Annotated in this window: 20 protein-coding genes; 9 read left to right on the top strand and 11 right to left on the bottom strand. The window is 74.9% G+C overall.

Annotated elements, in window-relative coordinates:
- Positions 1–42 precede the first annotated feature (42 nt).
- The 6 genes from NDAS_RS10790 to nirB form a co-directional block, all read right to left on the bottom strand.
- A complete protein-coding gene (locus tag NDAS_RS10790) occupies positions 43–762 on the bottom strand; it encodes a septal ring lytic transglycosylase RlpA family protein (RefSeq protein WP_013153210.1) in 720 nt (239 codons plus the stop codon).
- Between the two features lie 246 nt (positions 763–1,008).
- Positions 1,009–2,163 carry a protein-tyrosine phosphatase family protein gene (locus tag NDAS_RS10785; protein ID WP_013153209.1) on the bottom strand — a complete coding sequence of 385 codons (1,155 nt, stop codon included), beginning with the start codon at positions 2,161–2,163 and terminating at the stop codon, positions 1,009–1,011.
- Between the two features lie 214 nt (positions 2,164–2,377).
- Positions 2,378–3,070, bottom strand: a complete 693-nt coding sequence (locus NDAS_RS10780) for a sirohydrochlorin chelatase (protein WP_013153208.1) — start codon at positions 3,068–3,070, stop codon at positions 2,378–2,380.
- A 70-nt stretch (positions 3,071–3,140) separates the two neighbouring features.
- Entirely contained in the window at positions 3,141–4,316 is a 1,176-nt protein-coding gene (locus tag NDAS_RS10775) for a uroporphyrinogen-III synthase (protein WP_013153207.1), read from the bottom strand.
- Positions 4,313–4,684 (bottom strand): nitrite reductase small subunit NirD, encoded by a 372-nt coding sequence (gene nirD, locus NDAS_RS10770; protein ID WP_013153206.1) that lies wholly within the window; start codon positions 4,682–4,684, stop codon positions 4,313–4,315. The genes NDAS_RS10775 and nirD overlap by 4 nt, the downstream gene beginning before the upstream one ends.
- Positions 4,681–7,182 carry a nitrite reductase large subunit NirB gene (gene nirB / locus NDAS_RS10765; protein WP_013153205.1) on the bottom strand — a complete coding sequence of 834 codons (2,502 nt, stop codon included), beginning with the start codon at positions 7,180–7,182 and terminating at the stop codon, positions 4,681–4,683. The genes nirD and nirB overlap by 4 nt, the downstream gene beginning before the upstream one ends.
- A gap of 278 nt (positions 7,183–7,460) precedes the next feature.
- Between nirB and NDAS_RS10760 the strand changes: the two genes are divergently transcribed.
- From NDAS_RS10760 to NDAS_RS10730, 7 genes are all read left to right on the top strand, one after another.
- Complete coding sequence (locus NDAS_RS10760) at positions 7,461–8,402, top strand: ADP-ribosylglycohydrolase family protein (RefSeq protein WP_013153204.1); 942 nt, start codon at positions 7,461–7,463, stop codon at positions 8,400–8,402.
- Between the two features lie 123 nt (positions 8,403–8,525).
- On the top strand, positions 8,526–9,167 hold the full coding sequence (locus NDAS_RS10755; RefSeq protein WP_041552692.1) for a DsbA family oxidoreductase: 642 nt from the start codon (positions 8,526–8,528) through the stop codon (positions 9,165–9,167).
- Between the two features lie 173 nt (positions 9,168–9,340).
- Positions 9,341–10,501 carry a hypothetical protein gene (locus NDAS_RS10750; RefSeq protein ID WP_013153202.1) on the top strand — a complete coding sequence of 387 codons (1,161 nt, stop codon included), beginning with the start codon at positions 9,341–9,343 and terminating at the stop codon, positions 10,499–10,501.
- A gap of 264 nt (positions 10,502–10,765) precedes the next feature.
- Positions 10,766–12,220: an MFS transporter gene (locus NDAS_RS10745; RefSeq protein ID WP_071622126.1), complete on the top strand. Its 1,455-nt coding sequence runs from the start codon at positions 10,766–10,768 to the stop codon at positions 12,218–12,220.
- A gap of 195 nt (positions 12,221–12,415) precedes the next feature.
- Entirely contained in the window at positions 12,416–13,585 is a 1,170-nt protein-coding gene (locus NDAS_RS10740; protein WP_013153200.1) for a PP2C family protein-serine/threonine phosphatase, read from the top strand.
- A gap of 266 nt (positions 13,586–13,851) precedes the next feature.
- On the top strand, positions 13,852–14,334 hold the full coding sequence (locus tag NDAS_RS10735; RefSeq protein ID WP_041552689.1) for an anthrone oxygenase family protein: 483 nt from the start codon (positions 13,852–13,854) through the stop codon (positions 14,332–14,334).
- Positions 14,335–14,463: 129 nt separating this feature from the next.
- Positions 14,464–15,027, top strand: coding sequence for a DinB family protein (locus tag NDAS_RS10730; protein ID WP_013153198.1), 564 nt, complete (start codon positions 14,464–14,466; stop codon positions 15,025–15,027).
- 152 nt (positions 15,028–15,179) lie between these two features.
- On the opposite strand, the gene NDAS_RS10725 is transcribed toward NDAS_RS10730, so the two are convergent.
- Genes NDAS_RS10725 through NDAS_RS10715 form a run of 3 tightly spaced genes read right to left on the bottom strand, consistent with a single transcriptional unit; the run spans position 15,180 to position 20,106 of the window.
- Entirely contained in the window at positions 15,180–16,631 is a 1,452-nt protein-coding gene (locus tag NDAS_RS10725) for an FAD-dependent oxidoreductase (RefSeq protein WP_013153197.1), read from the bottom strand.
- Positions 16,628–18,724, bottom strand: coding sequence for a molybdopterin oxidoreductase family protein (locus NDAS_RS10720; RefSeq protein ID WP_013153196.1), 2,097 nt, complete (start codon positions 18,722–18,724; stop codon positions 16,628–16,630). The genes NDAS_RS10725 and NDAS_RS10720 overlap by 4 nt, the downstream gene beginning before the upstream one ends.
- Positions 18,721–20,106: an MFS transporter gene (locus tag NDAS_RS10715; RefSeq protein WP_013153195.1), complete on the bottom strand. Its 1,386-nt coding sequence runs from the start codon at positions 20,104–20,106 to the stop codon at positions 18,721–18,723. The genes NDAS_RS10720 and NDAS_RS10715 overlap by 4 nt, the downstream gene beginning before the upstream one ends.
- A 404-nt stretch (positions 20,107–20,510) precedes the next feature.
- On the opposite strand from NDAS_RS10715, the gene NDAS_RS10710 reads away from it, so the two are divergent.
- Positions 20,511–21,380 carry an NmrA family NAD(P)-binding protein gene (locus NDAS_RS10710; RefSeq protein ID WP_013153194.1) on the top strand — a complete coding sequence of 290 codons (870 nt, stop codon included), beginning with the start codon at positions 20,511–20,513 and terminating at the stop codon, positions 21,378–21,380.
- A gap of 30 nt (positions 21,381–21,410) precedes the next feature.
- On the opposite strand, the gene NDAS_RS10705 is transcribed toward NDAS_RS10710, so the two are convergent.
- Complete coding sequence (locus NDAS_RS10705) at positions 21,411–22,010, bottom strand: TetR/AcrR family transcriptional regulator (protein ID WP_013153193.1); 600 nt, start codon at positions 22,008–22,010, stop codon at positions 21,411–21,413.
- Between the two features lie 76 nt (positions 22,011–22,086).
- Here NDAS_RS10705 and NDAS_RS10700 point away from each other — a divergent pair, with 76 nt between their 5' ends.
- On the top strand, positions 22,087–22,920 hold the full coding sequence (locus tag NDAS_RS10700) for a class I SAM-dependent methyltransferase (protein WP_071622123.1): 834 nt from the start codon (positions 22,087–22,089) through the stop codon (positions 22,918–22,920).
- Between the two features lie 164 nt (positions 22,921–23,084).
- Here NDAS_RS10700 and NDAS_RS10695 read toward each other — a convergent pair whose 3' ends face one another.
- On the bottom strand, positions 23,085–24,092 hold the full coding sequence (locus NDAS_RS10695) for a helix-turn-helix domain-containing protein (RefSeq protein WP_041552683.1): 1,008 nt from the start codon (positions 24,090–24,092) through the stop codon (positions 23,085–23,087).
- Positions 24,093–24,117 lie beyond the last annotated feature (25 nt).

Here is a 24,117-nt window from a genome sequence, read left to right as displayed (position 1 = left end):
AACGGGCCGCCGCGGCGCGCACGCGTGCGGGTGGGGAGGGTGTTACCCCACGACCTGCCAGTCGACCTGGCCCACACCGGCTCCGGTGCCGATGATCTGGTCGAAGGCCGCGGTGGACAGGTCCAGGCAGCGTCCGTCCACGTAGGGGCCGCGGTCGTTGATGCGCACGGTCACGGACGCGCCGCTGCTCGGGTTGGTGACCTGGACCTGGGTGCCGAAGGGCAGGGTCTTGTGCGCGGCGGTCATGGCGTTGGGGTCGAACGTCTCACCGTTGGCGGTGGTGCGTCCGGCGAAGTCGGCTCCGTAGTAGGAGGCCTGGCAGGTGCCGCCCTGACCGGTGGACTCGGAGTCGCCGCCGCTGTCGGCGGCGGGTTCCTCGGCCTCCTCGGTCTCCTCCTCCTCGGGCTCTTCGAGGATGTCGGAGGCGTCGGTGCTGGAGCGCTGGGTGGCGGAGCTGACGGCCTCCTCGGCGAGCTGCTGCTGCTCCTGCCCGGCGTTGGGCGTGGCGTCGTCGGCGACCAGCGGGTCCGGGTCTGCCTGGGGGACGCCCGCGGCGTTGGTGGCACTGCCCGGGTCGGCGCCGGTGGCGATGACGGCCGCGGCGGCGGTGCCGCCCACCAGGAGCGCGGCCCCTGTGGCCGAGGCCAGGATCAGGGTGCGCTTGCGGCGGGAGCGCTTGGCGGCCACGCGGGGACCCACGGGCGCGTCGGCGCGGGTGGCCTCTTCGTCGGCCGGCGGGTTCTGGGGCTGGTGTGTGCCCACGACGGATAGTCCTTCGAACGGGAACAGGGCGTGGCGGCGCGGGTGCTCCGGGGTGGGGCGCGCGGTTGCCGTGGCAGGGTGCGCGGGTGGTGCGGCGCCCCGGGCCGCGGGAGGGCGCGGCGCCCGGAGCGGGCCGCCGGGTGGTGCGCGGGGTTCTGGGCGCAGATCCTAGGGGTAACGCGAGGGTAACGGTACCGGAAAGGGAGGGTTTGTGGAACTTGTCACCTCAGGGGCCGGTGGTGTCCGTCACCCGGTGATGTGGGGTTCGGGCAGTTCGGGGCGCCGGGGCGGCACGCCCTCGGGGAAGAGGGTGGCGGCCGGGTCGGGCAGGTCCACGCCGCTGAGCCGGGCGACGGCGGTGGACAGGCTGGGGTTGTCCAGGTGCCCGCCCACGGTGCGGATCATGGCGGCCAGGGTGGGCAGGACGGGGGCGCCCAGGGCGGTGACGGCGTAGCGGGTGGCCACGGCCGGGGTGCGCGAGGCGCCCGCCCAGCAGTGCAGCAGGACGCGTTTGCCCTCCGCGCGCAGGGCCGCGACCGCGGCGGCGGCCTCGTCCAGGGTGAAGTGCGGGTGGGAGTTGGCGCCCCTGCGGTCGTGCAGCCACACCCGCACCCAGTCGGCTGGGGGCAGGTGGGGTGCGTCGCTGGGGTGGGTGCGGCACAGCGAGACCGCGGCGTCCACGGTGTCGGGGTGGGCGCGCAGGTGGTCGAGGTTGCCCAGCAGGACGCCCGGGTCCAGGGGGTGGGGGACGGCGAAGGGCGGCAGGCGGCGGGGTTCGGCGACCAGGACGGGGTGCTCGGGCCACAGGGTGGGGTGGGGGCCGCGGGCGGTGGTCAGGGCGGTGGTGGTCAGGGTGTGGGGGTCGGTGGTCTCGGACAGGCGGCGCAGGGCGTGCAGGGGCAGGGCGGAGGCGCCCCACAGGGCGGTGGCCAGGGTGCCGGTGTACAGGGCGGCCCGGTCCCCGGCGGCGGCGTGGGCCGACCAGACGGAGTCGACCAGGTGGGTGCAGGCGAAGGAGCCGCGGGCGGGGTCCTCGGCGGGGCGGCGGGTGCGTGTCAACGCACGCCAGGAGGCGCCCAGGGGGTCGTCGGCGGTGGTGTGCTCCAGGGCGGGGGCGAAGGAGGGCAGGGCGCCGGTGCGGGCGGCGGTGCGCAGCGCCGCGGCCCAGGCGTGCTCGACGGGGTCCCCGGGGGGCCGGGGCGGCTGGTCGGGTCCGGTCAGGTCGGTGAGCGCGGCGCGGACCAGGCGGGCGTGGGCGGTGCCGGGTCCGGTGGCGTGCGCGGCCAGGGAGGGTGGGGTGCCGACCAGGGCGGCGGCGGTCGGGGCGCCGAACAGGGCGCCGACGGCCCGGTCGCTGGCGGGGTCGTGGAAGTCGAGCAGGGGCGCGGGTACTGCGGGCATGGCTGTCCTCGGGGGCGGTGCGGACCGGGATGGGCGGGGAGCCCACGGGTGGTCTTCCCCGGCCGCCGGCCCCGCGCACCCGGCGGCCGGTTGTGGCCATGCCCGGGCAGGGCGCGGCGGGGCGGGCCGGTGCCGTGCGGCGGGTCCCTCCCCCCACCGGACCGGTGCTCGACCCGGTGGGTACCGCTCCCCGCCCCGGTGGCCTGCCCCCGGTTCAGACGGGCTGGGCGATGGCGGCCTGGCGGTAGCGCGCGGCCACGGCGTGGGCCAGGGCCGGGTCCGGGCACAGCGGGCGCGCCACCACGTCCGCGCCCGCCCCGGCCAGGCGGTCGTGGAAGAGCCCCGGTGCCAGCAGCCAGCTGGCCACGGCCACCCTGCGGTGCCCCCGCTCGCGCAGGCGGGCCACCCGTTCGGCGACGGTGGGTTCGCCTGTGGCGATGAACCCCAGCTCCACGGGGGTGCCCAGGCGCTGGGACATGCGCCGGGCCGCCTGCTCCAGCTCGGCGCCCGCGAAGGGGTCGGAGGTCCCGGCGCAGGCCAGCACGACGGCGTCCCCGGGCCGGTACCCGGCTCCGACCAGGCGGCGCACGGCGGTGTCCAGGACCGCGGGGTGATCGCCCAGGGCGGGGGTGATGACGGCGTCGGCGCGTCCGGCGCGGGCGAGCTGGTGGGGGATGTCGGTGCGCACGTGGTAGCCCGAGGCCAGGAACGCGGGCACGACCACCAGCGGTCCCGGGGTGCGGGCGGCGACCTCGCCGACGCTGGGCGCGAGCACGTCGGCGAAGGCCAGGCGGGTGGGTCGGCCCGTCACCTCGGCCACGCGCAGGGCCAGGGAGTGGGCCACGGCGGTGCCGTGGGGGTCGCGGGTGCCGTGGACGGCCAGCAGCAGGGTGGGGTGTCGGTGCATCGCGTGGCGCGGACGGCCGGGGCCGGGGTCCGCTTCTTCCTTTCCCTCGGTCGGGTGGGCCGGTGCGCTGTCAGAGGGTGCGTTCGGCCGGGTCCAGGGCCAGCCGGTAGCCGCGTTTGACCACGGTCTGGATGATGCGGGGGTCGCCCAGCGCGGTGCGCAGCCGGGCCACGGCCGTCTCCACGGCGTGGGCGTCGGCGTCCTCGCCCAGGCAGGTGAGCAGGCGGGTGCGGTCCAGGACCTGGCCGGGCCTGCGCGCCAGCTCGCGCAGCACCCGCATCAGGGTGGGCGAGAGGGTGCGCACGGTGCCGTCGACCAGGACGGCGTGGCCGCGCAGGCGCAGGCGGTGTCCGGCCACGGACAGGGTCGGAAAGCGTGCGGGCAGCTCCTCGGCGAGCGCGCGGACCTGGGCGCCGACGCGGGCGCGCTGGGGCCACACGGTGGGGATGTCGTGGGCCATGAGGGGGCGTGCGGTGACCGCTCCCACGCACATGGCCAGGACGTCGCCGCGCAGGGCCCGGACCAGGGCGGCCTGGTGGCCGGTGGTGTGGGCGCGGGCCAGCAGCCCCGCCGCGGCCGGGGCGCTGGTGAAGGTGACCGCGTCCACTCCCCCGTTGGTGACGGCCTCGATGAGGCGGTCCAGGGGCGCGGTGTCCTCGGGCAGGGTCCAGCGGTAGACGGGGACCTCGACGACGTCGGCTCCGGCCAGGCGCAGGGCGGCGGTGAAGTCGGGCAGGGGTTCGCCGTGCAGCTGGATGGCCACGCGCAGACCCCGCACGCCCCGGGCGAGCAGGTAGTCCAGGACCTCGGCGGAGGACTCCGAGGGCGGCGACCACTCCTCGGTGAGTCCGGCGGCGCGGATGGCGCCCTTGGCCTTGGGGCCGCGGGCCAGCAGGCGCGAGGTGCGCAGGCTCGCCAGGAGCGGGTCGACGGTGCCCCAGGTCTCGCACGCCTCCACCCAGCCGCGGAAGCCGATGCCGGTGGTGGCCACGACGACGTCGGCGGGGCGGCGGGCGAGCTGTTCGGAGACCGAGGCCAGGCGCTGGTCGTCGCTGAGCGGCACGATGCGCAGGGCCGGTGCGGCCAGGACCTGGGCGCCCTTGCGGCGCAGCAGGGCGCTGATCTCCTCGGCGCGGCGGGCGGCGGTGACGGCGACGGTGAACCCGGCCAGCGGCGCGGTGGTGGCGGGTTCGGCCGGGCGGTGGGCGGGCGGGGCCGCGGTGTCGTCGTCCAGGGAGGTGTTCACGGTGTGTCCTCCTGGGCGCGTGCGCCGATCTGCACGGCGGTGTCGGTCTGGCGCACGGGCCAGGTGGTCAGGCGCACGTGCTCGTCGTCCAGGCTCTGGCCGGTGCGCAGGGAGAAGACGTTCTTGAGCATGGGTGAGGCGACGGTGGGCTCGCCCGCGCGGTCGCCGACGATGCCGCGTGCGATGACGGCGGCTCCGGTGTAGGGGTCGATGTTGTCGACGGCGTACAGGTGCTGGTCGCGGGTGCGGAACACGGCGACCTGGCGGCCGTCGGGGAGCAGCACTGCCACCCCGTCCTCCACGCGCAGGCCCGCCGGGGCGCAGGCGTCGATCCAGGTGGTGGGCTGGGCTCGGGTGGTGACGGTCATCGGGTGGCCTCCTGGGGTCGGCGGGCGGGCATGCCCAGGCTGACGGGAGCGGTGGGGACCGGCTGGTCGCGGGTGGTGGTGAAGCTGATGGTGGGGTCGGGGGTGTCGGGGGCGTTGGCGAAGGAGACGAAGCGCGCGAGCTTGTCGGGGTCGGCCAGGACCGCGGCCCACTCGTCGCCGTAGGAGTCCACGTGGCGGGCCATGGCCTCCTCCAGTTCGGCGGCGATGCCCAGGGAGTCCTGGACGACGACGTCGCGCAGGTGGTCCAGGCCGCCGTCCAGGGACTCGATCCAGGGGGCGGTGCGCTGGAGGCGGTCGGCGGTGCGCACGTAGAACATCAGGAACCGGTCGACGTAGCGGATGAGGGTGTCCTCGTCCAGGTCCGAGGCCAGGAGTTCGGCGTGGCGGGGGGTGAAGCCGCCGTTGCCGCCCACGTACAGGTTCCAGCCCTTGTCGGTGGCGATGACGCCGAAGTCCTTGCCGCGGGCCTCGGCGCACTCGCGGGCGCATCCGGAGACGGCGGCCTTGAGCTTGTGGGGTGAGCGCAGGCCCCGGTAGCGCTCCTCCAGGCGGATGGCCAGGCCCACCGAGTCCTGGACGCCGAAGCGGCACCAGGTGGTGCCCACGCACGACTTGACGGTGCGCAGGGACTTGCCGTAGGCGTGTCCGGACTCGAATCCGGCGTCGACCAGCCGTTTCCAGATGACGGGCAGCTGTTCGAGGCGGGCGCCGAACAGGTCGATGCGCTGGCCGCCGGTGATCTTGGTGTAGAGGTTGAAGTCGCGTGCGACCTCGCCGATGACGATGAGCTTGTCGGGGGTGATCTCGCCGCCGGGGATGCGGGGCACGACCGAGTAGGTGCCGTTGCGCTGCATGTTGGCCAGGTAGCGGTCGTTGGTGTCCTGCAGGGTGGCCTGTTCGCCCTCCAGGATGTGCCCGTTGCCCAGGGAGGCCAGGATGGAGGCCACCGTGGGCTTGCACACGTCGCAGCCGTGTCCGGTGCCGTGGGCGGCGATGAGCCCGGAGAAGGTGGTGGTGCCGGTGGCGCGCACGATCTCGACCAGTTCGGCGCGCGACTGGGGGAAGTGCTCGCACAGGGCCTTGGACTGCTCGATGCCCGCCTGGGAGAGGATCTGCTTGAGCATGGGCACGCACGAGCCGCAGCTGGTGCCCGCCCTGGTGCAGGCCTTGAGCGCGGGCACGTCGTGGTTGCCGCAGGAGATGGCCTCGGTCAGTTCGCCCTTGGTGACGGCGTTGCACGAGCAGATCTGGGCGGTGTCGGGCAGGGCGTCGGCGCCCAGGGTGGCGCCCTCGGGGGTGATCAGCGACAGGGGGTCGCCGGGCAGGGGGGAGCCGACCAGGGGGCGCAGGGTGGCGTAGGCCGAGGCGTCGCCGACCAGGACGCCGCCGAGCAGCGTGGTGGCGTCGTCGGAGACCACGAGCTTGGCGTAGCGGCCGCTGGCGGCGTCGTTGACGACCACGTCCAGGGCGCCGGGGGTGCGGCCGTGGGCGTCGCCGAAGCTGGCCACGTCCACGCCCATGAGCTTGAGTTTGGTGGAGGTGTCGGCGCCGGTGAAGGTGGCCCGGCCGCCCACGAGCCGGTCGGCGACGACCTCGGCCATGGCGTTGCCGGGTGCGATGAGGCCGTACACGGTGCCGCGGTGGTTGGCGGCCTCTCCCACGGCGTGGATGTGGGCGTCGCTGGTGGTGCAGGTGTCGTCGACGACGATGCCGCCGCGCTCGCCCACCTCCAGCCCGATCGCGCGGGCGAGGTCGTCGCGGGGGCGGATGCCCACGGAGAACACGACCAGGTCGGCGTCCAGGGAGCCCTCGCCCAGTCTCAGGCGGGCCACGCGGCCGTCGGGGCCGGCCTCCACGGCGGTGGAGGCCGAGCCGGTGTGGACCCGCACGCCCAGGTCGGTGATCAGGGTGCGCAGCAGGCCTCCGGCGCCCTCGTCGATCTGCGCGGGCATCAGGTGGGGGGCGAGTTCGACCACGTGCGCCCGCACGCCCAGTAGGCGCAGGGCGTTGGCGGCCTCCAGCCCCAGCAGGCCGCCGCCCACGACCACGCCGGTGCGCGCGCCGCGCGCGGAGGCGGTGATGGCGTCCAGGTCCTCGATGGTGCGGTAGACGTGGCAGCCGGGCAGGTCGTGGCCGGGCACGGGGGGCACGAAGGGCGTGGAGCCGGTGGCCAGGACGAGCCGGTCGTAGGGCAGGACGCGTCCGCTCGCGGTGGTGACGGTGCGGCTGGCGCGGTCGATGCCCACGGCGCGTTCGTTGACGTGCACGTCCACGTGGGGGCCGCTCAGGTCGCCCAGGGACAGGTCCTGGGCGCTGGCGCCGTCGAAGTAGGAGGACAGGGCCACCCGGTCGTAGGCGGTGCGGGGCTCCTCGCCCACGACGGTGATGTGCCAGTGTCCGGCGGTGTCGCGGTCGCGCAGGGCCTCGACGAGGCGGTGGCCGACCATGCCGTTGCCGATGACGACGAGTTCTTCCATGGGCTCCTCCTGCTGCGGGGTCGGACAGGTTTCAGGCAACCTCCCGGGTGTTTCCCGACGGTCAGCCGTATGTGTCGCGCTTGTTTCGATGTGCTGCCACCGCAGGTGGCGGGTGCGTGATGCGGGGTGAAGCGCCAGGGTGGGTGCCGGGCGGGCCCCGCCTGGGTGGTTGGTCACACCGCAGGGGCCGCGCGGGTTCGGCCGTGTCCCCGTCCCTCCCTGCCCGGTGGGGGGCGGTGCGTGGACAGCGGTCCCCGGCTCGGCCAGGATGGGCGCTGATGCACACGTTCGCCGCCACGCGCCCCGCGCGCGCCCTGTCCTGTCTGTCCGCCCTGGCCGTGGGTGACGCCTTCGGCTCCCAGTTCTTCGTTCCGGCCAACCGGCGCTTCTTGGAGGAGCGGGAGTTGCCGCCGGGGCCGTGGCAGTGGACGGACGACACCGAGATGGCGGCGTCGGTGTACGCGGAGGCGGTGCGCGGCGAAGGGGTGGACCCCGACCGGCTGGCGGGCTCCTTCGCCCGCCACCACGACTTCGACCGCGGGTACGGCCCGGCCACCGGGCGGCTGCTGCGCCGGGTGCGCGAGGGCGGGGACTGGCGGACGCTGGCCGCGGAGCCGTTCAGGGGGTCGGGTTCCTTCGGCAACGGGGCGGCGATGCGGGTGGCCCCGTTGGGCGCCTGGTACGCCGACGATCCGGGTCGGGCCGCCCGGGAGGCGGCGGTGAGCGCGCGGGTGACCCACACCCACCCCGAGGCGGTGGACGGCGCGGTCGCGGTGGCGGTGGCCGCCGCGCTGGTGGCACGGCGCGAGCCGATGGGGCCCGGGCCCTTCCTGGACGGGGTGGCCGGGTGTCTGCGGCCGGGGCGCGTGCGCGAGGCGGTGGGCGCCGCCCGCAGGCTGCTGGTGACCGCCGACCCGTTGGGGGCGGCCGCCGAGTTGGGCGACGGCTCCCGGGTCAGCGCGTTGGACACGGTGCCGTTCACGCTGTGGGTGGCGGCCCGGCACGGCGGGGTCCTGTCGGGGGCGCGTGCGGGCGGTGGGAGTTTCGCCTCGGCGATGTGGGCGGCGGTCGCTCCGGGCGGGGACATGGACACCACCTGCGCGATCGTGGCGGGGATCCTGGGTGCGGGGCTGCCCGGGGGCCGGGTTCCCGCCGAGTGGGCCGAGCGCACCGAGGAGCTGCCCGGTTGGGCGCTGGCGGACGGCGGCCTCGACGGCTAGGGGTCGTGCCGTGGGGCCGCGGGGTCCGCGCGCCGTAGCCGGTACCGGGTGCCGGTTAGGGTGGCTCGGAGCCGGAGCGGCAAAGGCGCCTGGGGAACGTGTGGGTGAGTGGGGGGTTGGCCTGTGCAGGTCGAGGTGTGGTCCGACGTGGTCTGTCCGTGGTGCTACATCGGCAAGCGGCGCCTGGAGAGGGCGCTGGAGCTGTTCGAGCACGCCGACCGGGTCCGGGTGCGCTGGCGCAGCTTCCAGCTGGACCCCTCCTTCCCGCCGGGGGTGAGTGAGCCGGTCTACGACTCGCTCTCGCGCAAGATGGGGGCGCCCCGCGAGCAGGTGCGGTCGATGACCGAGCAGGTCACGCGGGTGGCCGCCCAGGAGGGCCTGGACTACGACTTCGCGGGCGGGTTCATGGTCAACACCTTCGACGTCCACCGCCTGATCCACCTGGCCCGGACCCGCGGCCTGGAGGGCCGGGCGCAGGAGCGGTTCATGCGCGCCCAGCTGGTGGAGGCCCGCGACCTCAGCGACGCCGACGTCCTGGTGGAGGTGGCGGCCGAGGCCGGGCTGGAGCCCCAGGAGGCGCGGCGGGTGCTGGAGGGCGAGGAGCACGCCGAGGACGTGCGCGAGGACATCGCCCTGGCCCGCCGGTTGGGTGCGACCGGGGTGCCCTTCTTCGTCATGGACCGCGCGGTCGGCATCTCGGGGGCCCAGTCCGTGGAGGTGGTGCTGTCCGCCCTGGACAAGGCCCACCGGACCGGCCGGGGGTAGACCGACGCGACGGCGGGGCCGCGGCCCGGGCCGGGCACGGGGCGGCGTCCGCGCGGGGCGCCCGATCTCCCCCGCCCGGGGGAGGCGGATCCCGCTGCACGGTGAGGTGCGCCCGGTGCCGTGCGCGCGAGGGTGTGGGTGGTAACGACCGCACCTGAGACGAGGAGCAGGCCATGGCCGCCCCACCATCTGTCACCCGGACCCGCCACGAACACCTGCGGCCCACCGCCGCCCCCTGGACGGCCCTGGCCTGGTCGGCGGTGGCCCTGGCCCTGGGGCTGGCCTGGCTGAGCGGGGTGGTCCCGGCGGGCGTCCCCGGGCAGGGCGGGTTCGGCTCGCTGTTCTCCCTGGTCGCCCCGGACGCCTCGGGGCCGCTGAACGCCCGGACGGTCCCGGGGGCGGTGTCCCTGCTGCTGGGCGCGGTGGGCGCGGTGTGCGCCGTGCTCATGCTGCGCCCGCGGGGAGCCGGGGGCCGTGTGGTCGAGGCGGTCTGCTGGACGCTGGGCGCGGTGGTGCTGCTGGTGTTCGTGGACAGTCAGCTGCTGTCCTGGCTGGGGTACTCGATGATCCTGCCGGTGGCGGGGTGGGCCGTGCCCGACCTGTTGCGGCTGTGGGCGGAGGCGACCTTCACCGCCTCCCACCTGTCCACCCTGTTTTTCGCGGCGGGCGTGGCGGTGTGGGTGGCGGCGGCGCTCACCCACCGCCGTGCGGTGCGCGGCGCCTGCCAGCGCTGCGGGCGCGCGCCGGAGTGGAACGCCGGGCGTGAGCGCGCGGCGCGGACCCGGGCGCTGCGGGTGGGCCGGATCGCGGTGGCCCTGGCCTGTGTGGTGGCCCTGTTCTACCCGTCGCTGCGCCTGCCCTGGCTCTTCGGGATCCCGGTGGGGGTCGGCCGGGAGCAGTTCGACGCCATGGCGGCCGACGGCGGCACGATCGTCATCGGGGTGGGGCTGGGCACGGCCGGCCTGGTGGGCGTGGTGCTGATGCTGGGGCTCGTGCAGCGCTGGGGCGTGCGCTTCCCGTGGTGGACGGCCGGTCTGGCCGGTCGCCGGGTGCCGGTGGGGCTGGCGGTGGTGCCCGCGACCCTGGTGGCGGTGGCGCTGGTGGCGATGGGCCGCAGCGTCGTGGTGGAGCTCCTGGACGCGCAGGCGCGTTCGCTGCTGACCGCCGAGCCGCTGCACACGGTGGCGTTCGCGTCGATGGCGGTGTGGGGCGCGGCGCTGGGGGTGGCCACGGCCGCCTACGCGGTGCGGCGCCGGGCGGAGTGCGCGGGGTGCGGGCGCGGGCTGCCCGAGGTGCTGCCCGGTGACATCCTCAGGGCATCCGGGGCCCGCTGAGTCGGAGCGGCGCGTACGGCGCCCGACACGCGCACGTCCTGACGACCGCGTCCCCGGGGAAGGCCCGTGTCCGGCTCACGCCGGGCGCGGGCCTTCCCCGGTTCGGGCGGGGCATCGTCGGTTCTCTTCGGCGCAGTGGCCCACGCCACAGGTTCGGGGTCTTGAGTGTGCCGCGACGGCACAGCCTTTGCTGGAACACGGTTCACCCCGCGTTCCCGGCACGGCCGGGAGGCGGGGGAACGGCACCACCCGACCCGAACACCGATGGGAGGCCAGACGGTCATGCGCCGCAGCGCCACGGTCTACTTCGCCTCGTACGGGCTGTCGTTGTTGGGCAAGGGCATCGCCGGCGTGGTGATGCCGCTGCTCGTCCTGGAACGCACCGGCGACGTGCTGGCGGCGGGCGTGCTCGCGACCGCGTCCACGGCGGCCTCCGCCCTGGCGGGGCTCGTCTGCGGTCTGATCGTGGACCGGATCGACCGCCGCTGGGTCTCGGTGGTCTCCGACCTGCTCGCCGCCCTGTCGGTGGCGGCGCTGCCGGTCGTCGACGCCCTGTGGGGCCTGAACATGGCCTGGTTCCTGGCCCTGGCCGTCGTGGGGGCGGTGATCCGCGTGCCCGGGATGACGGCTCAGGAGACGCTGCTGCCCGCCCTGGCCCGACTCGGAGCCGACCGGCCGGGTGGTCGGGGTGGTCGGGGTGGCGCCGCCGGTCCGGGGAGGCTGGACCGGCTGATCGCCACCCGCGAGACCATGGGCAGCGTCCTGCTGCTGGCCGGTCCCGGCCTGGGCGGGCTGCTCGTGGGGCTGCTCGGGCTGTCCTCGGCGCTGCTGCTGGTGACCGCCGTCACGAGCCTGCTCGCCGCGGCCACGACCCTCCTGCTGGACCCGCGGACCGGTCGGATCGACCGTCGGCGCCCCGATCCGGCCGACACCGCTGAGGCCTCCGGCGCGGCCGCACCTGGCGGCTCGGTGCGCCGGGCGGTGACCGACCTGCTGGAGGGATGGCGGTTCCTGGGCCGCACCCGGCTCCTGCTCGGCACCACTGTGATCGGCGCGGTGCTCGTCGCCGTCCTGAGTTCGCTGCAGACCACCCTCATGCCCGCCTACTTCACCGGTCAGGGGCTTCCCGGGCTCACCGGGCTGACGCTGAGCGCGCTCGCGGCGGGCAGCATCGCCGGGTCCGCGCTCTACGCCGCCACCGCCGGGCGGGTCCGCCGCCGCAGTTGGTTCGTCCTCGGCATGAGCGGCACCCTGGTCGGGTTCGGCGCGGTCGGCACCATGGCCTCCCCGTGGCTGGTGCTGGGCGCCGCGGCCCTGGTGGGGATGACCTTCGCACCGGCCTCGGCGGTGCTCGGCGTCCTGACCGTCGAGGCCACCCCGGACCGCATGCGCGGCCGGGTCCTGGGGGCGCAGAACACGGTCATGCTCGCCGCGCCCGCCCTCACCAGCGCCCCGCTCGCGGCCGTGGCCGCCGCGGCCGGGCTGCCCGTCGCCGGAGCCGTCCTCGCCGTGCTGGCGGGCGTCACGGCGGTCGCCGCCCTGGTCGCCCCGGTGTTCCGCTCGCTGGACGACCCGCGGGGGCGGGAGCCGGTCGGCCCCGAAGGGCGTCCGCGGCCCCGGGAACGGACGTCCCCCGAACTCGCGCTCGCGGACACCGTCCCCCACGCGCCGGACGTCCGCGCGGTGGGGGAACGCGGGGAACGCACCGCCGACCGGTGAGCGGGCGTGGAGTCGCCGCTCTTTCCGAGGGGGGAGCGGTTTCGGACTGGGCGCTCCGAGGGAGGTTTCGATGAGGGCCGTGGCCTGTTCGGTCAGGCTCTCACGTGCGAAGATGTATTTTCTGGTCGAAAGATGGCACGGCGGGCGGGGAGTCGTGAGACGAACGGCTGCCGTGCCGGATTCCGGGGTGCTGCCATGACGGTGCAACACGCGTCCAACGAGCTGATGGTCTCCCTCGTGCGGGCCGGACACCTGGCCACCTTCGAGGAACTACCCGCACTCGTGGCCAAGAAGGCCGACAGCGCCGGGCTCTCCCAGGCGCGCATCTACCTGGCCGACCACCAGCAGCAGGTCCTGCGCGAGGTCACGGGAGAGGGCATCGACGCCCACCGGGGCGGTGAGGACCTGCTGGTGGACGACTCCCCGGCCGGTCAGGCCTACGTCACGGGTGTGACGGTGCGGATGGAGGACGAGCAGCGCTACTGGGTGCCGGTCCTGGACGGCGCCGAGCGCCTGGGCGTGCTGCACGTGAGCTACCCGGGCGACCCCGACCGCTCGGCGATGCGCGACCTGGCCTCCATGGTGGCGCTGCTGGTCATCGCCAAGCGCTCCAACAGCGACGCCTACGCCCGGCTGATCCGCACCAAGCCCATGTCGGTCTCGGCGGAGATGCAGTGGACGCTCATGCCGCCCGGCACCTTCGCCGACTCGCGGGTGACGATCTCGGCCGCCACCGAACCGGCCTACGACAACGCCGGGGACTCCTTCGACTACGCCCTGGACGGGGAGACCGCCCACCTGGCGATGTTCGACGCCATGGGCCACGACACCGCCGCCGGGCTCATCGCGAACCTGGCCGTGGGGGCCTTTCGCAACGAGCGCCGCAAGGGCACCCCGCTGGTCGACGTGTGCCGGGGGGTGGAGCACACCCTGATCCAGGAGTTCGTGCGCACCCGATTCGCCACCGCGATCCTGGCCGAGCTGAACATGGCCACCGGGGAGCTGTACTGGGTCAACTGCGGGCACCTGCCGCCGGTGCTCATCCGGGGCGAGGAGGTCCGCGACCTGGAGTGCGAGCCCTCCCACCCGCTGGGGATGGACCTGGGGCTGCCGGTGACGGTGTGCCGCGAACAGCTCGAACCCGGCGACCGGCTGCTGCTGTACACCGACGGCATCATCGAGGCGCGCGACTCCGAGGGGCGCGAGTTCGGTGTGGAGCGGTTCGTGGACTTCGTCATCCGCCACCAGGCCGACAACATGCCGGTTCCCGAGACGCTGCGGCGCCTGGTGCACGCGGTGCTGGAGTACCACCACGGCAGGTTCGGCGACGACGCCACGGTGCTCTTCTGCGAGTGGCACGGCTGACCCGCAGTTCCCGGCGCGGTCCCGTTCGCGGCGGGCGGCGGCCGGCCCTCTCCGTTCACCCGCGGTGGGTGTCGCGCGGAGCGGTGTGCGGCCTGCGGGAGTGGTACGCGGTGCGTCGCCCGAAGGGCGGGCGGTGCGGCGGGTACGCGGGACGGGCCGGTGGTGCCGCCCGTTACGTCGAGGGACGGGAGTGCCGTGGACGTTCCGCGCGGCACGTAGAATCCGCCCATAACACGCGGGCAGGACAACAGAATCCGGGGTGTGGCGTGGCGGAGATGGTGCACGTGGTCGTTCCGGTACTCGCCGTGGTGGCGACAGGTCTGTTCGCCGGGTTGTTCTTCGCGTTCTCGATCGCGGTGATGCCGGGTCTGCGCAGGTCCGGGGACCGGGCGATGATCGAGGCGATGCAGGGGATCAACGTCGCCATCCTCAACCCGTTCTTCGCCGTGGTCTTCATCGGCGCCCCGGTGGCGGTGCTGGCCTGCGCCGTGCTCCACGCCAGCGTCGGCGCGACCGCCTCCGCCGTGTGGTCGGGGGCGGCGCTGCTCTGCCTGGTCGTGGCCCTGGTGTCCACCTTCGCGGTCAACGTCCCGCGCAACAACGTCCTGGACCGGCAGGGCCCGGCCGAGCGGATCGCGGACCCGGCCGCCGTGCGCGCCGACTTCGAGCCGGTGTGGGTGCGCTGGAACAACGTGCGCACCCTGGCCTCCCTGGTCGCGTTCCTGTGCGTGGTCCTCGCGCTGCGCTGACCCCGGCGTACGCCCACCGCCAGACTCTCCCCCGCTCGTGCCCAGCCGGAACCCCCGAAACCCCGACGGCGGCCGGGCGGGGCGGGAAAACCCGTTGCGCACCGGCGGCGGGTGGATGATGCTCCCCCCATGAGCACACAGCGCGCGGACATGTTCCTGGCCCCGGACGAGGACCCCCGCGAGGGCCGCCCCCGCCCCGTCGGCGAACACGCCGTCCTGGTCGAGTTCCTGCACCTGCAGCGCACGACCCTGGAACTGAAGTGCTCGGGTCTGGACGCCGACGCGCTGGCCCGCCGTTCGGTGCCGCCCTCCACCATGTCCCTGCTGGGGCTGGTGCGGCACATGTCGGAGGTGGAGCGGGCCTGGTTCCGGTGCCGCCTGGGCGGGCGGAGCCGCGAGCAGGCGCCCCTGCTCTACGCCAGCGCGTCCGAACCCGACGGGGACTTCGACGGTGCGGTGGCCGATCCGGCCGTGGTGGAGGAGGCCTGGGCGACATGGCGGGCCGAGTGCGCCCACACCGACGCGTTCGTGGCCGGCGCCCCCGACCTGGAGAGCCCCGCCTGGACCGACCCCCACAACGACCGGGTGTGGGACCTGCGTCAGGTTCTGGTGCACATGGTGGAGGAGTACGCCCGCCACAACGGGCACGCCGACCTTCTGCGCGAGCGCGTCGACGGCCGCCGGGGCCAGTAGTCGGCTCCCGGCTCAGGCTCCGCGACACCCCGGCCCTCCCCCTCCCGCCCCCTTCGGGGCCGGACGCTCCGCCCGGGCGCGCCCGGCTCCCCCGGGCCGGACGGACCCCGTCCGTCCGGCCCGGGGGAGGTTCCGGGCCGCGTCCCCCGGGGTCAGACCCCCGCGGTGGCCTGGCCCTGCATCCCCGACAGCAGCGCCCGCACGTCCCGCACGCACCCCCCGCAGCCCGTCGTGGCCCGGGTCCGTTCGGCGATGGCCTCGCGGGTGCGCGCCCCGTCCAGCCAGGCCTGTTCGATCTCGGTGCGGCTGACGGCGTTGCACCGGCACACCAGCGCATCGGCGGCCGCGCCGTCGGCCTGCTCCGCAGCGGCGGTCGGCAGCCCCTGGAGCAGCGCCAGCCGGTCGGCGGGCACCGGGGCGCCCGTGTCGTAGAGCTGGGCCAGGGTCGCGGCGGCCTCGGGGAAGCCCAGCAGCACCGCGCCCACCACCTTCTCCTCGCTCACCGACAGCTTGGCGTAGCGGCCGCCGTAGGGGTCGCTGATGGTCACCGTCTCCAGGCCGTCGGCGTCCTCCTCGTGCACCCGCCCGAACGCGGTCAGCTCGATCCCCTCCGCCTTGAGCCGGGTCAGCGGCCTGGCCCCGGAGTAGAGGGCGTGCGGCGCGGCGCCGGTCAGGCGCCGGGCCAGGACGGCGGCCTGCTCCCAGCCGGGCTGGATGAGTCCGGCTCCGCCGCCGGGGTGCTGGGCGCAGTCGCCGATGGCGTGCACGCGGGCGTCGGAGGTCGCGAGGCGGTCGTCCACGATGACGCCGTGCTCGACCTCGATACCGGCGTCCTTGGCCAGTTCGATGTTGCCGCGCACCCCGGCGGTGACCACCAGGGCGTCGCCGGGCAGCACGCGGCCGTCGTCCAGTTCCAGGCCGGTGCCCGGAACCCAGCGGGCGGCCACCCGCCAGGAGTGCACGGTCACGCCCAGGGCGGCGTAGCGTTCGGCCAGGATGCGCGCGGCGGGCTGGTCGATCTGGCGGCGCATGATCCAGGGCGAGGACTCCACCACCGACACGCGCATGCCGCGTCCGACCAGGCCGCGGGCGGCCTCCAGGCCCAGGACGCCCCCGCCCAGGACCACCACGGGGGCGCCCGGGCGGGCCAGGGCGAGCAGTCGTTGGCAGTCGTCCAGGTCGCGCAGGGCCGTCACCCCGTCGCCGGGCGCGCCGTCGGGTCCGGCGACCCCGGTGACCGGTGGGAAGGAGGCGCGCGCCCCGGTGGCCAGGACGAGTTCGTCGTAGGGCAGCGTGCTGCCGTCGTCCAGGGTGACGGTGCGCCGCTCGGTGTCCAGGGCGGTGGCGGTGGTGCCGGTGCGCACGGTGACGCCGGGGGTGTCGGGGACGGGCAGGCGGATCTGCTCGGGGGTGTAGTCCCCGGCGACCACGCCCGAGAGCAGGACCCGGTTGTAGGCGGGGTGGTGCTCGGCGCCGACCACGCTCACGCGGACCCGTTCTCCGTCGGGGTCCAGGCGTGCGGTCTCCTCGGCGAAGCGGGCGCCGACCATCCCGTTGCCCACGACCACGATCTGACGCGGGGACGCGCCCTGCACGGTGCTCAACTGCTGCCTCCTGGTGTGTGCGTGTCCTCGGGTTCCAGCCGCACCGCGCTCACCTTGAACTCGGGCATGCGGCTGGTGGGGTCCAGCGCCGGGTTCGTCAGGTTGTTGGCGGACTGGGCGCCCGCGTAGTGGAAGGGCAGGAACACCGTGTCCAGGCGTGCGGTGGGCACCAGCCGCACCCGGGCGCGCGTGTGGCCGCGCCGGGAGGTGACGCGGGCCCAGTCGCCCGCGGCGAGTCCGGCGCGCGCGGCGGTGTCGGGGTGCACCTCCACGTACGCCTCCGGTTCGGCCCGGGCCAGTTCGCCGACGCGGCGGGTCTGGGCGCCGGACTGGTAGTGGCCCATCAGCCGTCCGGTGGTCGCCACGAGGGGGTAGTCGGCGTCGGTGTCCTCGGCGGGCGGGCGGTGGGCGACCGGGACGAGGCGGGCGCGCCCGTCGGGGTGGGCGAAGGCGTCCAGGAACAGCCGGGGCGTGGGCGGTTCCTGCGCGCGCACGGGCCAGTGCAGGGCCTCGCCCGAGGCCAGGCGTTCGGGGGTGACGCCGGAGTAGTCGGCGGCTCCCCCGGCCGAGGCCCGGCCCAGTTCGGCCAGGACGGCGTCGGGGTCGGTGGGGAAGCGGTCGGCGGGCTGGCCCAGGCGCACCGCCAGCGCGGAGAGCACCTCCAGGTCGGTGCGCACCCCCTCGGGCGGGGCGGCGGCCCGGGTCCGGCGCAGGACGCGCCCCTCCAGGTTGGTCATGGTGCCGCCCTCCTCGGCCCACTGGGCCACGGGCAGCACGACGTCGGCCGTGGCGGCGGTCTCGGAGAGCACGAAGTCGGCGGCCACCAGCAGGTCCAGGGAGGCCAGGCGGGCGCGTACGCGCGCGGTGTCGGGGGCCGAGACCACGGGGTTGGATCCGAACAGCAGCATGGCGCGCGGTCCGCCGCCGCTGCCCAGGGCGTCGAGGAGTTCGAAGGCCGAGCGGCCCGGGCCGGGCAGGGCGTCGGGGTCCACGCCCCACACCCCGGCCACGTGGGCGCGGGCGGCGGGGTCGTCGATCCTGCGGTAGCCGGGGAGCTGGTCGGCCTTCTGGCCGTGTTCGCGCCCGCCCTGGCCGTTGCCCTGGCCGGTGATGCACCCGTACCCCGAGCCCCGGCGGCCGGGCAGGCCCAGCGCCAGGGCCAGGTTGATCCAGGCCGAGACGGTGTCGGTGCCCTTGGCGTGCTGTTCGGCGCCGCGTCCGGTCAGGACGTAGGCGGAGCGGTTGCGGGCGGCCCGGCCCAGCAGGTCGGCGGCGGCGCGGATGCGGGCGGCCGGGACCCCGGTGACCTGTTCGGTGCGTTCGGGCCACCAGGCGGCGGCGTGCTCCCATGCGGCCTCGAACCCGGTGGTGCGCTCGGTGAGGAACTCCTCGTCGCACCAGCCCTGGACGCGGGCGGCGTGCAGCAGCCCCAGGGCCAGGGCCAGGTCGGTGCCGGGGCGGGGGGCCAGGTGCATGCCGCCGTCGGAGAGCGCGACCTGGGCGGTGGCCGAGCGGCGGGGGTCGATGACGATGAGGGCGGGCGCGGACAGGTGGCCCATCATCGGCGGCATGGTCTCGGCCGGGTTGGCCCCGGCCAGCAGGACCACCTCGGCCTCGCCGACGTCGGTCAGCGGGAAGGGCATCCCCCGGTCCAGGCCGAAGGCCCGCGTGCCCCCGGCCGCGGCCGAGGACATGCAGAACCGGCCGTTGTAGTCGATCTGGGAGGTGCCCAGGGCCAGGCGGGCGAACTTGCCCAGGGTGTAGGACTTCTCGTTGGTCAGGCCGCCGCTGCCGAAGACCGCGACGGTGTCGGGGCCGGACTCGGCGCGCAGGGCCAGCAGGCGTTCGGCGACGTGGTCCAGGGCGGTGTCCCAGTCGGTCTCGACCAGGTCGGCGCCGCGGTCCTTGCGTACCAGGGGGCGGGTGAGGCGGTCGGGGACGGTGAGGACCTCGGCGGAGGTCCAGCCCTTGCGGCACAGTCCCCCGCGGTTGGTGGGGAAGGGTGCGGGGCGGGCGGCCAGGCGCCCGTCGGGGCCGGGCTCCAGGTGCATGGCGCACTGGAGCGCGCAGTAGGGGCAGTGCGTGGTGGTCATCGGTCGGCGCTCTCCACGCTGGCGGCGCCGACCGGGGCGGCGGCGGGGCGGCGCAGGTAGACCGCCCAGGTGACGGCGGCGCACACCAGGTAGAAGGCGCCGAAGACGACGAAGGCCGGGGCGGTGGAGCCGGTGGCGGCGAAGGACTCGCGGAAGGCGATGTTGACTCCCACCCCGCCCAGGGCGCCGACCGCGCCGATGAGGCCGAGCACGGAGGAGGCCACGCGCTTGGTGCGGGCCAGGGCCTGTTCCCGGGGTTCCCCGGCGGCGATGGCGTCCTCGGCGCGTGCGGCGTACAGGGAGGGGATCATCTTGTAGGTGGAGCCGTTGCCCAGGCCGGTGAGGACGAACATCACCGCGAACGCGCCGATGAACAGGGCCAGGTGGGCGGCCTGGACGGAGAGCACCAGGACGGCGGCGCAGGCGGCCATGGCCAGGAAGACCCACAGGGTGACGCGGGCCCCGCCCAGGGAGTCGGCCATCCTGCCGCCCACGGGGCGGATCAGGGAGCCGATGACCGGGCCGAGCACGGCGATCGCGGCGGACTGCACGGGCGCCAGCCCGAACTGGGACTGCAGCAGCAGGCCGAAGGCGAACCCGGTGCCGATGAAGGAGCCGAAGGTGCCCACGTACAGCAGCGACATGATCCAGAAGTGGCGGTCGCGGACGGCCGACAGCTGCGCGGAGACGTCGTTGCGCACGTGGACCAGGTTGTTCATGGCCCGGTACGCCCACCAGGCGGCCAGCAGGATCAGCGGTGCGTAGAACAGCGGGACCAGGTGTCCGGCGGAGGTGGTGAACAGGGCGATGACGGCCAGGCCCACGAGTTGGACGGTGGCCACGCCGATGTTGCCGCCGCCCGCGTTCAGGCCCAGCGCCCACCCCTTCTCCCGTTCGGGGAAGTAGGAGTTGATGTTGGCCATGGAGGAGGAGAAGTTGCCGCCGCCCACGCCCGCGGTGGCGGCCAGGACCAGCAGCAGCCAGAAGGGGGTGTCGGGGTCGCGGACCAGGAAGAAGGCGGCGACGGTGGGCACGGCCAGGGTCAGGGTGGAGATGACCGTCCAGTTGCGTCCGCCGAGGGCGGGCACGGCCAGGGTGTAGGGCACGCGCAGGATCGCGCCGACCAGGGTGACCACCGACAGGAGCAGGAACTTCTGCTCGGGGGTGGTGGAGAAGCCGTGCTCGGGGATCATGAAGAGCACGAGTACCGACCAGATGCTCCACACCGAGAAGCCGATGTGCTCGGAGGCGATGGAGGCCCACAGGTTGCGGCGGGCCACGCGTCGTCCGCCGCCGTTCCAGAACCCTTCGTCCTCGGGGTCCCAGGCGGAGATCCAGCTCTTACCGGTGCGCGGTGCGCGCGGGCCAGTCTGTGAGGCCACGGCCGTGCCTTCCTGCTCGACGGCTGCTGACGAAACCGAAGGTAGGGAGCCCGCGTTGCCTGGAGGTGTCCAGCCGTAACACGCGGGAAACAGTCGGCTCACCCGGAGCGCGCGGCCGCGGTGAGAAGCCCTGTCCTGCCTGGTGGGAGGGGGTAGGGGCGTTCACGGCGCGGCGGGCCTCCTTGCGGGCGTTGTGGTGCGGATCACCGCCGGCGGCGGGGCCGCCCGCAGGCGTTCCCGTCCCGGGGCTCCCGGGTGCGGCGGACCGCCGTGAGCGGGCGCCGCCCTCGGAAGGTACCGGACATTCGCGCCGCCGAGGGAACGGAAAGCGTGGGTTGTGGCCGGAATCCGACCGCTTTCCTTCCTAGCGTGGGGGCACTGGTGTCGAGCACGAGGAGTCCGTCATGCGTATCGCCGTGACCACGCCCACCGGCAACGTCGGCCGCCACGTGGTGGCCGGCCTGGTCCGCGCGGGTGTGCGCCCGCGGGTGCTGCTGCGCGACCCGGCCCGGTTGGACCCGGCATTGGCCGACTGGGTCGACCCGGTGGCCGTGGACCAGCGCGATGCGGACGCGGTCCTGGACGCGACCGCGGGCGTGGACGCGCTGTACTGGGTGAGCCCGCCGGTCCCGGCCGAGGACCCGGTCGCCGAGCACGCCCGGATGGGCGCGCACGCCGCCCGCGCCGTCACCGCCAACGGGATCTCCCGCGTCGTCTTCCAGAGCAGCGTCGGCGCGGAGAAGCGCGGCGGGGCCGGGGAGATCGACGGGCTGGCCCGCACTGAGCAGCTGCTGGAGGGCACCGGCGCGACCGTGGCGCACCTGCGGTGCGGCTTCTTCTTCACCAACCTGCTGATGGAGCTGGACGCCATCCGCTCCGGCACCGTCTCGGTGGTGCTGCCCGTGGACCGTCCGATGCCCTGGGTGGCGCCGCGCGACATCGCCGACACGGCCGTGGGCCTGCTGCTCAACCCCGATCTGGCGGGCCGGACCGTGCGGGCCGTGCACGGACCCGCCGACCTGAGCTGGGAGCGGGCCGCGGCCGTGGTCACCGAGGTGACGGGCCGCCGCGTGCACGCCCAACGCGTTCCCGACGAGCGCATGCGCGAGGTGCTCGCGGGCGCGGGCCTGGGGCCGGGCTCCGTCGAGGCGGTCATGGGCATGTCCACCGGGCTGCGTGAGGACTTCACCCCCGAGCAGCCCCGTACCGCGGCGACCACGACGCCGACCACCCTGGCCGCCTGGTGCCAGGACGAGCTGCGGCCCCTGCTGTGACCGTCCCGGGGCCGCGCCCTCCCCTCCCGGTCACGGCGGAGGTTCGCGCACGACATCGGCGATGACCGCGGTGACGACCCTGTGGACGGCCTCTGGGCCGGGTGGTGTCCCCCCGCGGTCGGCGAAGAGCAGGTGTCCGGCTCCGATCAGCGTGGGTGCGAGTGTGTCGATGTCGGCCTCGTCCGCGAGGCGGCCCCGTTCGCGTTCGCGGGCGAGGTAGGCGGCGATTCCAGCGGCGGCCTCGGTCAGGAGCGGAACACCGGTCGGCGTGGTCCGGCGCAGCCGGGCGCGCAGGCCGTCCCGGGAGGTCACCAGGCCGACGATCGTCACGGCGACCGGCCCGAACAGGTCCGTTAGCGCGCCAGCGAGGTTGTCGGCGACGGTGCCGGTCCCCGCGCGGTCGCGCAGGGAGGCGGAGCAGGTCTCGACCCGGGCGATACGGTCGGCCACGAGTTCGGCGAGGAAGGCGTCGAAGTCGGCGAAGTGCCGGTGCAGGACGCCCTTGGCGCAGTCGGCCTCGTCGGTGACCGCCCGGCTGGTCAGCGCGCTCGGCCCGTCCCTGAGCAGGACGCGTTCCGCGGCATCGAACAGCCGCTCGCGCGCGTCGCGCATGGCCGTCCCTGTGGGCATAACCGTGTGTCCTCCGTCCGACTCGCCCGAGCCCGCCCGGTGGTAGAGTGGGCACATGCCCACTATTAATGGGCACATGCCCACTCTACCACCGGAAGGGCCCCGGCCCTCCACGCACGAGCCCCACCGGCACCGACGGATGGCGGAGTCCTTCGGTGCGGACGCCGAACGCTACGACCGCGCCCGGCCCCGCTATCCCGACGCCCTGGTGGAGCGCGTCACCGACGCCGCACCCGGGCCCGACGTCGTCGACGTCGGCTGCGGTACCGGCATCGCCTCCCGGCAGTTCCAGGCGGCGGGCTGCCGCGTGCTGGGCGTGGACCCCGACGAGCGGATGGCCGAGCTGGCGCGTCGGCTCGGGGTCGGGGTGGAGGTGGCCGCTTGGGAGGACTGGGACCCGGACGGCCGGGAGTTCGACGCGGTCGTCGCCGCCCAGGCCTGGCACTGGACGGATCCGGTCGCGGGAGCGGCCAAGGCTGCCCGGGTGCTGCGCCCCGGCGGTGTGCTGGCGGCGTTCTGGAACGTGTTCGAGCTCCCGCCCGAGGTGGCGCAGGCCTTCGCCGACGTCTACCAGCGGGTGGTGCCCGACTCGCCGTTCGACCCGCGGGGGATGACGGCGCGGGGCCGGAGCGACTACACCGGACTGCTCTCCGGGGTGGCCGACGGTATCCGGGAGGCGGGCGGGTTCGGTGAGCCCGAGTGGTGGCGGTGGGACTGGGAGTGGTCCTACACCCGGGACGCGTGGCTGGACCAGATGCCCACCTTCGGCATCCTCACCTGGGTTCCGCCGGACCTCCAGGAGCGGGTGCTGGAAGGTGTCGGCGCCGCCGTCGACGGCATGGGAGGCGCGTTCACCATGCGGTACACGACGGTGGCGGTGGCCGCGTCCAGGACGGTGACCACGCCCTGACGGCGCGGCGCCCGCTCCCGCGGGCTGAACCCATGTCCCGGAAGCGGCTCGCAACGATCGGGCGCGGTTCCGCACTCTCACGCCGGGACTCCCTATTCTTCATTCTTCCCTCCTTGACGCGTGCGGACACCGCCCCGGGCGCCGTGCCCGGGGCGGTGCGGTGCTCAGGAGTCGGCGGCCGGGGCGCGCATGGCGTCGGCGATCCAGGAGTAGGGCAGCGTGTCCTCCTCGGGCGGGGTCCCGTTGACCGCCGCCACCAGGGACAGGTACCGGCCGTGGGTGTCGTCGTAGACGGGGTCCTCGGAGGCGGCGTCCTCCTCGGCGATCTGGCGCTCGATATCGGGGATCTGCCGGAACGCCTCGGCCATCCGGTCGCGGACCTCGCGGGTGAGCGAGGTGTCGGACACCCCCGCGGCCTCCTCCATGAAGCGCGTGATGGCCTCCTGGGCCCGGGGGGAGCGGGGGGACTCGCCGTCGCGGTGCGCGGCCAGGACCTCCTTCATGAGCTCGGTCCCGCTCCCGTACATGAAGTCCTGGAACCGCGGGCTGGCGATGCTCCTGCCCACGTCCGTGGAGTAGGTGTCGCGCAGGTAGGTGCGGACCGCCTCGCGGAACTCCGGGTCCCGCACCAGGTCGGCCAGTTCGATCCACGCCTCCAGTTGGGCGGCCGTGGGGTCCGCGGGCAGGACCGGGCGCATCTCGCGCAGCCGGTCGACGAAGCCCTCGGGGACGTCGAGGCCCTCGCCGACGTCGTTCCAGAAGTCGTCGATGACCTGCTCGCGCTCCTCGTCGGTCATCGAGACGAGCTTGTGCATCAGGTCGGCCCGCGCGGTCGTGGCGCCCTGCTTGATCAGGGTCCGCAGCACCGCTCTCCTGGCCCGCATGGTGCGCTCCTGGCGCTCGACCACCTCCAGGTGGGTGGTGAGCAGGTCGTGCAGGGTCGTGCCGCCCGCGAGCAGCCGGCGGATCTCCTCCAGGTCGGTGTCCAACTCGCGCAGGGTGCGGACGAGTTCCAGGCGGGCGATGGTGTCGATGTCGTAGAGGCGGTGGCCCGCGTCGGTCAGGTGCGTGGGATCGACGACTCCGGCGTCGGCGTAGAAGCGGACGGCGCTGACGCTCAGGCCGCTGCGGCGCGCGGCGTCTCCGATGGGGTACAGCTCGTGGTCGTGCATGGGAGCCACTGTGGTACCTCAAGCG

Source organism: Nocardiopsis dassonvillei subsp. dassonvillei DSM 43111 (assembly GCF_000092985.1).
Lineage (GTDB): Bacteria > Actinomycetota > Actinomycetes > Streptosporangiales > Streptosporangiaceae > Nocardiopsis > Nocardiopsis dassonvillei.
The sequence above is the reverse complement of the archived record's forward strand: the minus strand, read 5'-3'. Positions and strand labels throughout refer to the sequence as shown.